This is a genomic window from Mesorhizobium sp. M0601 (genome assembly GCF_040320845.1).
Taxonomy (GTDB): Bacteria; Pseudomonadota; Alphaproteobacteria; order Rhizobiales; family Rhizobiaceae; genus Mesorhizobium.
This window is the reverse complement of the sequence record NZ_JAMYQK010000016.1, coordinates 78,343-91,864: the sequence shown is the minus strand read 5'-3', so window position 1 is coordinate 91,864 and position 13,522 is coordinate 78,343. Positions and strand designations below refer to the sequence as shown.

At 65.5% G+C, this 13,522-nt stretch carries 10 protein-coding genes; 4 read left to right on the top strand and 6 right to left on the bottom strand.

Annotated features, from left to right (window positions below):
- Positions 1-61: 61 nt before the first annotated feature.
- Positions 62-1,864, bottom strand: coding sequence for a GtrA family protein (locus NKI41_RS16815; protein ID WP_352684069.1), 1,803 nt, complete (start codon positions 1,862-1,864; stop codon positions 62-64).
- 129 nt (positions 1,865-1,993) lie between these two features.
- On the opposite strand from NKI41_RS16815, the gene NKI41_RS16810 reads away from it, so the two are divergent.
- From NKI41_RS16810 to NKI41_RS16795, 4 genes are all read left to right on the top strand, one after another.
- A complete protein-coding gene (locus tag NKI41_RS16810) occupies positions 1,994-3,001 on the top strand; it encodes a glycosyltransferase (RefSeq protein WP_352684067.1) in 1,008 nt (335 codons plus the stop codon).
- Between the two features lie 8 nt (positions 3,002-3,009).
- A complete protein-coding gene (locus tag NKI41_RS16805; protein WP_352684065.1) occupies positions 3,010-3,384 on the top strand; it encodes a GtrA family protein in 375 nt (124 codons plus the stop codon).
- Positions 3,385-3,601: 217 nt separating this feature from the next.
- Positions 3,602-4,543, top strand: a complete 942-nt coding sequence (gshB, locus tag NKI41_RS16800; RefSeq protein WP_352491152.1) for a glutathione synthase — start codon at positions 3,602-3,604, stop codon at positions 4,541-4,543.
- 163 nt (positions 4,544-4,706) lie between these two features.
- Positions 4,707-6,236, top strand: coding sequence for a YifB family Mg chelatase-like AAA ATPase (locus NKI41_RS16795; RefSeq protein WP_352540027.1), 1,530 nt, complete (start codon positions 4,707-4,709; stop codon positions 6,234-6,236).
- A gap of 251 nt (positions 6,237-6,487) precedes the next feature.
- On the opposite strand, the gene NKI41_RS16790 is transcribed toward NKI41_RS16795, so the two are convergent.
- From NKI41_RS16790 to NKI41_RS16770, 5 genes are all read right to left on the bottom strand, one after another.
- On the bottom strand, positions 6,488-8,659 hold the full coding sequence (locus tag NKI41_RS16790; protein ID WP_352684063.1) for a malate synthase G: 2,172 nt from the start codon (positions 8,657-8,659) through the stop codon (positions 6,488-6,490).
- A gap of 267 nt (positions 8,660-8,926) precedes the next feature.
- Positions 8,927-10,954, bottom strand: coding sequence for a hydantoinase/oxoprolinase N-terminal domain-containing protein (locus tag NKI41_RS16785; RefSeq protein ID WP_352684061.1), 2,028 nt, complete (start codon positions 10,952-10,954; stop codon positions 8,927-8,929).
- Between the two features lie 244 nt (positions 10,955-11,198).
- Positions 11,199-11,822: a CDGSH iron-sulfur domain-containing protein gene (locus tag NKI41_RS16780; protein ID WP_352684059.1), complete on the bottom strand. Its 624-nt coding sequence runs from the start codon at positions 11,820-11,822 to the stop codon at positions 11,199-11,201.
- A gap of 427 nt (positions 11,823-12,249) precedes the next feature.
- On the bottom strand, positions 12,250-12,624 hold the full coding sequence (locus NKI41_RS16775) for a hypothetical protein (RefSeq protein ID WP_352614221.1): 375 nt from the start codon (positions 12,622-12,624) through the stop codon (positions 12,250-12,252).
- Positions 12,625-12,895: 271 nt separating this feature from the next.
- A complete protein-coding gene (locus NKI41_RS16770) occupies positions 12,896-13,408 on the bottom strand; it encodes a hypothetical protein (RefSeq protein WP_352684057.1) in 513 nt (170 codons plus the stop codon).
- Between the last annotated feature and the right edge of the window lie 114 nt (positions 13,409-13,522).

Below are 13,522 nucleotides of genomic sequence, written 5' to 3'. Positions count from 1 at the left end.
GGCGAAAGAGTGGATTGTCAGGACTTATGTCCGACAAAAGGCCGCACGGGCCGCCGATCGATCAGCTGCCCAGTCGGACGCGGTACAATTCGACGGCGGCTCCGCTGGTCCCGGCAACCGGCTCAAGCCATTCCGGCACGCTGCCGCGCATCAGCCCGGCAAGAAAGCCTGCCGGCGCCTTGGCGGCGAGGAGCTTGCTTTCGGCGCTGCCGGGGCACAGCGCGACGAGGCCGACGTGATGATCCGCCAGGATGGTCCTGGCATCGGCATCGGACCCAAGGAAGGCATCGAGCGCCAACAGGTTGCCGGCGACGTTGCGATGATAGGGCCCGGCGAAGACGCGATGTCCGGAATAGGCCAGGATCGGCGATCCGAGATTGGAAATTGCCAGTATGGTGGTGCCTGGCAGGCGGCCAAGCGCCGCAAAGGAGGCCATGCGCTGGCAAGCGACATCGGCGCCGTCGCCATTATCCGCCGTGGTGTTGCTGTCGTCGAAGGCTACCGAGGTCGCCGCGGCAGCTCCAGTCCAGACCGCATTCACCGAAACCAGCCAGACGGCAGCCATGCGCAGCGCCACACCGCGCGACGCGCTGGCCTCGGCCCGTTGACGCCATTTGGCAATCCAGGCGGCAAGCGGGATGACGGCGAAGGCGATCGAGAATGTCGAACCGCGTACCTGCCAGGCGCTGACGATGAAGGCCACGACAAGCAGCGCGCCGACAAGGCTGTCCTGCCGCCGCCAGCCACCGCGGCCAAGGCGAAGCGCCATCAGCATGAGCGCAATGAGCGGCGTGGCATAGCGCGCCACCACCCCGGCCGGATCTTCAGTGAGCAGCTTGAACAGCGACTGCGCCTCGTCGATGTGATCAAGCCATAGCTCCTTGAGGCGCGGATCGAGGTTGGCGTAGGGCGCTGCCAGGCATTGTGGGAACAAAAAGACGATGACAGCGGCCAATACCAGGGCAAGCAGGCCAAGCGAGGCGATGCGCCATTGGCGCGTGCGGCCGGCGGGCTCGATCGACGCTATCGCCGCAAGGCCGGTTCCGGCAATCGCCGCGACGACGAACTGCACGGCCGAGAAGGCGTCGCATTGCGCCTGACCCCAGGCAGACGGCGCAATGGTGGCGACAAAGACGAGAGCGGACACGCCGGCAAAGCCGAGGCCGAAATCCCGGGCGATCAGCCTCTCGCCATTGGCGCCGAGGGCGAACAGCATGGCAACAAAGGCGCCGATGGTGGCCACATAAGGCGCGGTCTCCATGCCGACGGCCAGCATCAATCCGGCGCACAGGCCGGAGAGCAATGCCGCCGGCCTGCGCGTTGGCGCTTCAAGCAACAGGCTCAGACTGGCCATGCTCAGCATCAGCTGGATATTGTGGTGATCGAGCGCGCCAGGCGAAAAAATGCCGAGGAAATACAGTGCGGCAGCGCCGATCACGACAGCGGGCAGCACGGCGCTGTCACCGGCAAAGCTGCGCGCGGCGCGAGCCGTGAAAAATACGGTCAGGCAGAAGAGCAGCGCCGGCCACAGCACTTGCGCAACATTCTCGGCAAAGGCCGCGCTGCCGGTCAGGGCCGATACGGCGATGATGATGGCGGCGATCGGCGCATCGACCAGCCGCGACCAATGCATGACGAAACCGCCTTCCAGGCCCATCCTGTACTGGTGGAGATCGAACCACCTTTGGCCGGCCAGCATGTCGCGAACTTCGACGAGGCGCAGCAGATTGTCGTTGTCGCCGCCGGCATTGGTCAGTGCCGGGAAGCCGGCAAAGGCATTGACGGTAAGCGCCAGCGCCGTGGCAAGCAGCGCCAGCGCGATATCGGACCTCGAATTGGAGGCGCCATCGTCGGCTGTGCTCATATCGGGACCTTTGGAAGGAATACGGTGCGGTTTAAACCTAGCCTTAACAGCTTCAATAAATAGTAAAGCCGCCCGAGCGAGGCCGGCGTTTGAGCGGTCAGGGGCCTTACAGGGCATCCGGAGACGAAAATGCCACAAGAAGTGCGCCATGAGCCGAGCATCGCCGTGCTCCTGCCTTGCTACAATGAGGAGCTGACGATCGGCGAAGTGGTGCGGCGCTTTCGCGAAACGCTGCCTGCCGCAGCGATCTATGTCTACGACAACAATTCGCGCGACCTGACGGCGCTCCGAGCCCGCGCCGCCGGCGCCATCGTGGTGCGCGAGCCGCGCCAGGGCAAAGGCAATGTCGTGCGCCGCATGTTCGCCGACATCGAGGCCGACATCTACCTGATGGCCGACGGCGACGGCACCTATGCGCCGGAGGACGCGCCGCAACTGATCAACACGCTGCTGACCGAGCGCTCCGACATGGTGGTGGGCACCAGGCGCGGTGTCGCCAACGACGCCGGCAGGTCAGGCCACGCCTTCGGCAACCGCATCTTCAACAGCCTCTACAAACGTTTATTTGGCTCGGACTTTACCGATATCTTCTCGGGTTACCGCGCCTTCACCAGGCGCTTCGTCAAGAGTTTTCCCGCCGTTTCCGGCGGTTTCGAGATCGAGACCGAAATGTCGGTGCACGCCTCGCAGCTCAAATTGCCGGTCAGCGAGATCGGCCTCGACTATGGTCGCCGGCCGGAAGGCTCCTCGTCGAAGCTGTCGACCTTTCGCGACGGCGCGAAGATCCTGTGGATGTTCGCCATGCTGATGAAGGAGACGCAGCCGCTGCGTTTCTTCGGCGCTTTTTCGGTGTTCTTCCTGGCATCAAGCCTGTTTCTGATGGCGCCGGTGCTGATCGAGTTCGCCGAAACCGGGCTTGTGCCGCGCATGCCGACGTGGGTGCTGTCAGTCGGGCTGCTGCTGCTGTCGATGCTGGCGGCGGTGACCGGGGTAATCCTCGATTCGGTGTCGCGCGGCCGGGCCGAGCAGAAGCGCATCTTCTATCTGTCGATGCCTTCCGGCCGCATCGAACGCGAACGCGCAAGTGCGCTCGCGACTTTGAAGACCGGACCGCGCAAGACCCCGCGGGCGGCTTAGAGCCGTAAATGGGACGCCTCGCCCGCTTCATTGTCGCCGGCGGCATCGGCTTCGTCGCCGACGCGGCGGCGCTTTGGCTGGTGCTGGCGACAACGCCGCTTGGCCCCTTCGCAGCCCGAATCATCTCGATCGGTTTTGCCCTGTCCGTCACCTGGCTGATCAATCGCCATCTGACCTTCTCGCCTTCCAGCCGCGGCGTCGCGCAAGAGGGCGCACGCTATGGCGGCGTCGGCATCGCCACCAGCCTCGTCAATTATCTCGTCTATTGCGCCATGCTGTTCGCGCTGCCGATGGTGCCGCCGCTCGTCGCCCTTGCGGTCGCCTCGCTGGTTGCCATGGCGCTGTCCTTCCTCGGCTATTCCAAGCTGGTCTTCGACCGCTGAACGCACATCGCATTGGGGTCTGCGCCAGAAGCGCAGCCTCATCATGACCTTGGCCGATTGGCAGAGGCCGCCGATTTCCTTATATCGCTCTCGTCGATGCATCGGCCCGAAAAATCGGAAACGATTTTCGGAAAGCACGATGCATGGATTCAAAGTGTTGGAGCGTATGTGCGTCCGGGTGGACGCACGTTTGTTGCAACTGCGCCGGAGAGCACCCATGCCCCTGAAAGTCGCCGTCCAGATGGACCACATCTCTACCGTGTCGATTGCCGGCGACACGTCGTTTGCGCTGTCGCTGGAAGCGCAGCGGCGCGGGCACCAGCTGTTCCACTACACGCCCGACCGGCTGTCGCTGCGCGAAGGCAAGGTGTTTGCCCGTATCGAGGCGATGCAGGTCCGCGACGAGAAGGGCAACCATTATTCGCTGGGCGAGAAGGTGCGCACCGATCTTGCGGAGATGGACGTCATCCTTTTGCGGCAGGATCCGCCCTTCGACATGAACTACATCACCACCACGCATATCCTCGAGCGCATCCATCCGAAGACGCTGGTGGTCAACGACCCGGCCTGGGTGCGCAACAGCCCGGAAAAGATCTTCGTCACCGAATTTCCCGACCTGATGCCGGACACGCTGATCACCAAGGACCCGCTCGAGGTCGCCGCCTTTCGCAAGGAGTTCGGCGATATCATCGTCAAGCCGCTCTACGGCAATGGCGGCGCCGGCATCTTTCACCTGCACGAGGCCGACCGCAACCTCGCCTCGCTGCTCGAAATGTTCGGCCAGTTGTTCCGCGAACCCTACATCGTGCAGCGCTACCTCAAGGAGGTGCGGGGTGGCGACAAGCGCATCATCCTGATTGACGGCGAGCCTGTCGGCGCCATCAACCGCGTGCCGGCCGAGCATGATTCGCGCTCCAACATGCATGTCGGCGGCCGCGCCGAAAAAACCGAATTGACGGAACGCGAACGCGAGATCTGTGCCCGCATCGGCCCCGCGCTGAAGGAGCGCGGCTTCATCCTCGTCGGCATCGACGTCATCGGCGACTACATGACCGAGATCAACGTGACCTCACCGACCGGCATACGCGAAGTGCAGCGCTTCGGCGGCGCCGACATCGCCAGCCTGTTCTGGGATGCCGTGGAGGAGAAGCGCAACTAGCCTCGCTTCGCGAGCGGCCGCGTTGCAAACCATTGCAGCCGTGGCGCTCAGCTGTTCCCCAAATGTTCTTGCCTTCGCCGGAAATCTGTGGTTGTCTCGGGTGACGCCGTTCGCGGCATGATCGCAAAGGCTTGGGGCAAAAGCCTGCATCTGGGGTGAAGACATGGTGGCGCGGGTTCGCACGGTTGCTTTCCAGGGCATCGAGGCCGTGCCGGTCGACGTGCAGGTGATGATCGCGCCGGGCAAAGTCAACATGCACATCGTCGGGCTGGCCGACAAGGCTGTGGCCGAAAGCCGCGAGCGGGTGCAGGCAGCGCTGCATGCATCCGGCCTGTCGATGCCGTCGAAGAAGGTCACCGTCAATCTGGCGCCCGCCGACCTGCCCAAGGAGGGCAGCCATTACGATCTGCCGATCGCGCTCGGGCTGATGGCGGCGCTCGGCGCCATTCCGGGCGACATGCTGGCCGGCTATGTCGTGCTTGGCGAATTGTCGCTCGACGGCACCATTGCCGCGGTGGCGGGCGCGCTGCCGGCGGCAATCGGTGCCAATGCCGAAGGCAAGGGCTTGATCTGCCCGTTCGCCTGCGGGCCGGAAGCGGCCTGGGCCGGCAAGGACTTCGACATATTGGCGCCGCGCAGCCTGATCGCCATCGCCAATCATTTTCGCGGCACGCAGGTTCTGTCACGGCCGGAAGCCGGCATCCATGCCGCGGCGCGCGACCTGCCCGACCTTGCCGACATCAAGGGCCAGGAGACCGCCAAGCGGGCGCTGGAGGTGGCGGCCGCCGGCGGCCACAATCTTTTGATGGTCGGACCGCCGGGGTCGGGAAAGTCGATGCTGGCGCAGCGGCTGCCGTCGATCCTACCGCCGCTGGCGCCCAGGGAATTGCTCGAAGTCTCGATGATCGCCTCGGTGGCCGGCGAACTCGGCGAAGGAAAACTCACCGACCGGCGGCCGTTCCGCGCGCCGCATCATTCGGCCTCGATGGCGGCGATGGTCGGCGGCGGGTTGCGCGTGCGGCCGGGCGAGGCTTCGCTTGCCCATCACGGCGTGCTGTTCCTCGACGAATTTCCCGAATTCTCGCCGCAGGCGCTCGATGCACTGCGCCAGCCGCTCGAGACCGGCGACTGCATGATTGCGCGCGCCAATCATCGCGTCACCTATCCGGCGCGTATCCAGCTGGTCGCGGCGATGAACCCGTGCCGTTGCGGCATGGCCGGCGAGCCCGGCTATCGCTGCCTGCGCGGCGACCGCTGCCGCACCGACTACCAGGCGCGCATTTCCGGCCCGCTGCTCGATCGCATCGATCTCAGGATCGAGGTGCCGGCGGTCTCGGCCAGCGATCTGATCCGGCCGGACCGGGCGGAGAAAAGTGCCGCCGTCGCACTACGTGTTGCCCGCGCCCGTACGATCCAGCGAGAGCGCTTCGAGCGGCTCGGCGCGACCGCCACCACCAACGCCCATTGCTCGCCGTCAGTCATCGAGGAGATCGCCATGCCCGACGCCGCCGGCCTGTCGCTGCTCAGGGATGCCAGCGAAAAGCTCGGCTTTTCCGCACGAGCCTATCACCGCGTCTTGAAGGTGGCGCGGACCCTGGCCGATCTCGAGACCAGCGAGACGGTCGGCCGCATCCATCTGGCCGAAGCGATTTCCTACCGCATGAGCTCGGAACGGATGGCACAGGCGGCGTGACGTTCCCCTCCCCCTTGAGGGGAGGGTGGCCGCGAAGCGGCCGGGTGGGGTCGCCGGTGAGACGCTCGGCCTGTCGCATTTCGAAACCGACCGAGGTGCGGAGCGTTGCGATGCTCCTCCTAAGGCGCACCGTCAGAATTGGGTTGGCGCACTGCGTTGGCGACCCCACCCGGCCCTTCGGGCCACCCTCCCCTCAAGGGGGAGGGGGACGCCGGCGCCTACCCTTGGCCGGCGTGCATCGTGCTTTCGGTTCAGCCGTTATCCCGCGCCTTCAGCTCCAGCCGCCGCGCGTGCAGCACCGGCTCGGTGTAGCCGTTGGGCTGGATGCGGCCTTTGAAGACCAGGTCGCAGGCGGCGAGGAAGGCGATGGACTTGTCGAAATCCGGCGCCATCGACCGGTAGAGCGGATCGCCTTGGTTCTGGCGGTCGACGATCGCCGCCATGCGTTTCATCGTCTCCATGACCTGCTCGGGCGTGCAGACGCGGTGATGGAGCCAGTTGGCGATGTGCTGCGAGGAGATGCGCAGCGTGGCGCGGTCCTCCATCAGACCGACGTCGTTTATGTCAGGCACTTTCGAACAGCCGACGCCCTGGTCGATCCAGCGCACGACATAGCCCAGAATTCCCTGCGCGTTGTTGTCGAGCTCCTTCTGGATGTCTTCTGGCGACCAGTTCGGCCGCACAGCGACGGGCACGGACAGGATGTCGTCGAGTTTTGCCTTGGGCCGGCTCTTCAGCGCCGCTTGCACGGCATGGACGTCGACCTTGTGATAATGGGTGGCGTGCAGCGTCGCCGCCGTCGGCGACGGCACCCAGGCGGTGTTGGCGCCGGCCTTGGGATGCACGATTTTCTCGGCCAGCATCGCCGCCATCAGGTCGGGCATCGCCCACATGCCCTTGCCTATCTGGGCGTGGCCGGCCAACCCACATTCCAGCCCGATGTCGACGTTCCAGGCTTCGTAGGCGGCGATCCAGGCGGCCTGCTTCATGTCGCCCTTACGGATCATCGGGCCGGCTTCCATCGAGGTGTGGATCTCGTCGCCGGTGCGATCGAGGAAGCCGGTGTTGATGAAGACGACGCGTTCTTTCGCGGCGCGGATCGCCTCCTTGAGGTTGACGGTGGTGCGCCGCTCCTCGTCCATGATGCCCATCTTGATGGTGTTTTTGGGCACGCCGAGCAGCGCTTCGACGCGGTCGAAAATCTCGACGGCGAAGGCAACTTCGTCGGGCCCGTGCATCTTGGGCTTTACGATGTACATCGAGCCGGCGCGAGAATTGGCGCGGCGCCCGTTCACGCCGATGTCATGCAGCGCGATCAGCGCCGTCAGCGCCGCATCCATGATGCCTTCCGGCACCTCGTTGCCGTCGCGGTCTGATATCGCCGGATTGGTCATAAGGTGGCCGACATTCCTGACCAGCATCAGCGAGCGGCCGGGCAAGGTCAGCGTGCCGCCATCGGGCGCGGTATAGGTGCGGTCGGGGTTGAGCCTGCGGACAAAGCTCTTGCCGGCCTTGGTGATCTCCTCCGCCAAGTCGCCCTTCATCAGGCCGAGCCAGTTGCGGTAGACCAGCACCTTGTCCTGCGCATCCACTGCGGCGATCGAATCCTCGCAGTCCTGGATGGTGGTCAGTGCCGATTCCAGCACGACATCGGCAATGCCGGCCGGATCGGTGCGGCCGATCTGGTTGTTGCGGTCGATGACGATTTCGATGTGCAGGCCGTTCTTGGTGAGCAGCACGGCTTCGGGGTCGGCGGCATCGCCGCGATAGCCGGCAAACTGTCTGAGGTCGGCAAGCGTGGTGGCGCCGGCACCCTCGCCGAGCCGCAACATGCCGTTGGCGACCGAAAGCCCGTTGACGCCGGCCCATTTGCCTGTGGTGAGCGGCACCGCCTCGTCGAAGAAGCTTTTCACCCAGGCGACGACCTTGGCACCGCGCGCCGGATTGAATTTGTTGCCTCGCTCGGCGCCGGCCGTCTCCGGGATAGCGTCGGTGCCGTAGAGCGCATCGTACAGCGAGCCCCAGCGCGCATTGGCGGCGTTCAGCGCATAACGCGCGTTCATCACCGGCACCACCAGCTGCGGCCCGGCAACCGAAGCGATTTCCGGGTCGACATTTTCGGTGGTCACGCTGAACGCCGGCCCCTCGGGCAGCAGATAGCCGATCTCGCGGAGGAACGTCTTGTAGGCCTCCATGTCGACGGGCGCGCCATGGTCGCGATACCAGCGGTCGAGTTTGTCCTGCATGGCATCGCGCTTTTCGAGCAGCGCCCGGTTTTTTGGCGAGAGATCATGGACGATCGCCGAAAAACCGCTCCAGAATGCCTCCGCTTCAATGCCGGTGCCCGGCAGCGCCTCGTTCACGACGAAATCATGAAGCTCGCGGGCAATCCGCAATCCGGCGATCTCGACGCGATCGGTCATCAGGGCTTCTCCAGACGAAAGGCTAGGCCGGGCCTTTGGCATGTCACGGTGGCAGGGTCAATTCAGCTCAGGGTGAAGGTAGGGCGTTTTCGCTGCCGATCTCCCCCTTGAGGGCCCCTTGTGGGGGAGATGGCCGGCAGGCCAGAGGGGGTCGCCTCGCGGGAAGTGCAACCTCTTCTTTGCACCAAATCGCGTCGCGCTTCATGCGAGGCGACCCCCTCGGTCGCCTTCGGCGACATCTCCCCCTCAAGGGGGGAGATTACGCGCTCACACCGCAATCCTTGGCCGTCCCGACGCCACCGCCACGACATGCGCCTCGATGAACATGCGCTGGCCCTCTACTGTGGAGACGCGGAACTCGCTGGCGATTTCGATCTCGGCGCTGTCGGTGCCAGCGTCCTTCGCCCGTCCAGCGGCAATCGCCCGCACATCTTTCTCCGCTGCGGCGATCGCCGCTGCTTCGTCGTTGAAATCGCGCACGCTTTCACCGGAGGCGACGCGGAACAGGCCTTCCTTGGGCTGGCTGACCCGCGCCTCGGCCGAAACCCGGACCTGGCCGACGACGGCGCCGAGCGCGTTGGCGACATCGGTATCCTCAGGCACCATGCAGTCATTGCCGACCAGCTCGGCCAGGCCGGCATAGTGCAGCGGCGCCGAGGCGCCGAGGCCGATCACCGGACGGTCGAGCGCGACGCTCAAGCGGGCGATGCCGGGATGCGCGTCGACGGCGCGCTGGACCAGGGCATGGGCGACGGTCGCCGCGCCATCCAGCCCGTCCTCGGCAAAGGCGGTTTCGAGGATGACTTCGGCCGACAGGCGGGTCAGCGCGGTCAGCACCCGTTCCGAGATCGCCTCCGGCGAGGCGGCGATGAACTGGCCGCGGCCGTCGCGCCTGCGCGCGAACAGCTCGGCACCCAGACGCGCCGCGGCCGCATCCCAATTGGCCTGCCTGCCCAGCACATGCGCGGCGTCCGACGGCGTGAAGCCGGCGACATGCACCAGCCCGCGCGACACCAGCCGGTTCAAGGTGGCGTTCTGGGCATTCGAGGTCAGCAATCTGTCGAGAGCCTGCGGCACGGCACCAATCAGCTCGTAAAGCTTGGCTTCGGCACCGGTCAGTCCGGCCGCCAGCCGCTCCGGCACGCCGGTGCGCACCGCGAGGCGGCCATCCATGCGGCCGGGGTTGGGTGCGCGCAGCTGGCGTTCGAGCTCTGATGTGACGGCCTCGCCATGCATCAAGCCGGCCAGCGCCAGCGGCACTAGGCGGCGCGGGCCGAGCAGGATTCTCGGATTGAGCGCGCCGTCCTCCAGCGCCACTTCGGAATCGCCGCCGAGGCCAAAGGTGCGCATGGCGACGGCCTCGACCATGGTGCGGAACCCGCCGACGGTGGCGCCTTCCGGATCGAGCCGCGGCCGGCCCTTGTCGAGCACGGCGACGTCGGTGGTGGTGCCGCCGATATCGGAGACCACGGCATCGTCGATGCCGGTCATGTGGCGGGCACCGACGAGGCTGGCGGCCGGGCCGGACAGGATGGTCTCGATCGGCCGCTGGCGGGCAAAGGCGGCCGAGACCAGAGCGCCGTCGCCGCGCACCACCATCAGCGGGGCGGCGATGTTGCGCGCGGCCAAAAAGCCTTCGGTTGCCGCGACCAGCCGGTCGATCATCGAGATCAGCCTGGCGTTGAGCAATGTCGTCAGCGCCCGGCGCGGGCCGCCGAGCTTGGCCGACAGTTCGTGGCTGGCGGTGACCGGCAGGCCGGTCCTGTCGCGGATCAGGTTCCGCGCGCTTAGCTCATGCGCCGGGTTGCGGGTGGCGAAATAGGCGCAGACGGCAAAGCCGGACACCGACTTTTCCAGTTCCGGCAAAGCTGACTCCAGCCCGGACAGATCGAGCTTTGCCGCATTGCCGTGGACATCGTGGCCGCCGGGGCAGAACACCACGGGATCGGTGCCGAGCGCCGCCTTCAGCCCGTCGCGGGCAAGGTCGCCCTCGGCAAAGCCGATCATCACCAGCGCCACGCGGCCGCCCTGGCCCTCGACCAGCGCATTGGTGGCTAGCGTCGTCGACATCGACACCAGTTTGATCGCTGCCGGGTCGGTGCCGGCCATTTCGAGCACCGCATCGACCGCGCCGGAGATGCCGACCGCCAGATCATGGCGCGTGGTCAGCGCCTTGGCCTTGGCCAGCACCTTGCCGCTTGGCCCGCCGGCCTCCGACCACAGCACGGCGTCGGTATAGGTGCCGCCGGTGTCGATGCCGAGGAACAGGGGTGAGGGTTTGGGCTTGGCGGTCATATTTGGGTCCGGAGAATTCGTCTCCGCCCCTTAGCGGATATGAACGGGCCGATAAAGGCACGAGCGCTGGGCCAAGGCAGCGTAATCTCCCCCCTCGGGGGGAGATGGCCGGCAGGCCAGAGGGGGTCGTCTCGCGTGGAGCGCCGGCATTCTCTGGCCGCGATGGCGTTGGCGTCAGGACGCACCGACCCCTCTGTCGCCTTCGGCGACATCTCCCCCTCAAGGAGGGAGATAGCGGCGGCCCCTACCCCACAAACCCCACGCGCTTGTGCGAGCCATCGCAGAACGGCTTGTTGGCGGAGTGGCCGCAGCGGCAGAGGAAGGTGCGTTGCGTGCGGTCGACCGTGTGGCCGGTGCCGGTGACGATTTCGACATTGCCTTCGAGCTTGAGCGGGCCGTTGGTCGTCGGTGTGACGGTCAGCGGGCCATCCCGCACCTCCAGCGCCGGCGTGTCCTTCAGCGCCGGCTCGCCGGTGGCGATGACGCCAGCCTTGGCGTGGCTGCCATCGCAGAACGGCTTGTTTTCCGAGGCGCCGCAGCGGCACAGCGTGGCGCGGTAAAACGTTTCGCCGCCCAACACGATCTCGGCATGGACGGCAAGCGGACCGTTTTCCCTTATGCGCACAATGTTGACCACCGGCGGCTGTTCCTGTGGCCCGCCATCCTTGCGGACATAGGTGATGGCGCCGGACGGGCAGGCTTCGGCGAGCGCCACGATCTTCTCGACGCTGGCCGCATCCGGATGGATCCACTGGCCGGGGGCGTTGGGCACGAAAACATGCGGATCGCCAAGCACGCAGTTGCGCGAATGGATGCAACGTTTTCCCGAAAAGCCGATGTCGATGTTCTCGCCTTCGACCACTGCCATGGGTGGGTCTCCTGTCGGACTACGCTATGGCGACAGTCAGGACGACGTCAAGGCAGCATTCTCCCTCTCGTGAGGGCCGACCTCGGGCACGGCGGTAAGGGAATTCGCATTTTTTGCTCGCAGCACCACATTTTGTTCTTGCTTTGTGCCGGCAGCTATGCTACTAATTTGCGTATGGTGCTAATTGGCTCCAACGACCCGCCTGCCGAGGCGGGTTTTTTGTTTCAGCTTTGAAATTCCGTTGCCGGCCTGCACTCGCGGGACGGCCCTCTCCCCCCTCGAGGGGGAGATGGCCGCGCAGCGGCCAGAGGGGGTCGGCACGACCGGACTCGGCCTGCTGCTGCAGAACAGGTTGGCGCTCTATGCGCGGCGACCCCCTCTGTCGCCTTTGGCGACATCTCGCCCTCAAGGGGGGAGATCTGCCACGTCACGGAACCAGATCGATTTCCTCGGTCTCGCCGCCACTGCAGGTGTAGCAGCAATCGTCGCACTTTTCCGTATTGCCGGGGCCGACGCCCCAATAGGTGTTCTCGTCGCCGTCGACCCAGGCGCCGTAGCAGATCGATTCGCCGTCACTGCAGGACAGCGGGATCGACTTGGTCTCGCCATCGTTGAGATAGTAATCCTGATTGTTGCCCGGCCAGACATGATCGCGGTCCTGGCTGTAGAGCTCGACGCGCATGGCGTTCGGATGGCTGTTCTTGATCTCGAAGGTGACATCGCCGGCATGCGCGACGGGCGCAAACAGCGTGACAATGAACAGCGACGCAGCGACGCGGCGCCCGAAAGCGTAGGACGACATGATGATTTCCCCCCGGAATGAAGCGGCCTGCCCGGCCGCGAGGGGGAACATGGCATGGCGGCGGGATGGGTGGAAGGGGTGCGCCATTTGCACATCGCGAAAGCGCAGCGTTGCCAAGGAAGACCCCTCTCCGGTTTGCTTCGCAAACCACCTCTCCCCACTTCGTGGGGCGAGGAAATGCCAATCACCGAAGCCTCACAAGACCTGGGTTCCTCGCCCCCACAAAGTGGGGAGCCGCGAAGCGGCCGGAGAGGGGGCGGTCCGACTGGCCTCACCGGCTGGGCTTCAGCAGCGTCCAGATCCAGCCGATGAATGTGAGCACGAGGAAGGGATATCCGGCAGCGGGCAGCGGCGCCGAGGTCGGCAGCAAAGGCGCACCCCACAGGATCAGGCCGGCCGAGACGACGAACAGCACAGCCGCCACGACAGCGGTAAGCGGCATCCACGGCGCGAAGGTTTTCGGCGCGCTGACCATGACCAGCGCCGCCGCCCAAAGCGAGATGCCGCCGACATAGGAGGGCACGCTGGCCTCAAGCCCTGCCGCATTGCCGGCCAGCAGCAGGCTTTCGCCGGCGAGAAAGGTCAAAAATCCAGCCGCCACCCAGTCATTGCCCTGCCGCTGATATTTCATCGTCAGCAGCGCGGTCGCCACCACGAGCGCCACGCCGTCGATCGTCCAGAGCGTTTCGCGAAGCTCGGCGCTCGCCACGAAGGTGCCGGCGAGGCCCAGAGCGCCGCCGATGGCGAGGCCGATTGCGGCGACGATGTCCAGAGTGGAAGGCATTGAGACCTCCCTTCCAAGCCAAAGGATACTTCAGGATTGGGCGTTCTTAAAGAGTGGGCTTATGCGGGCCGAAATCAACCATTTCGTGAACGGCCCGATGCCGGGAAGATTTTC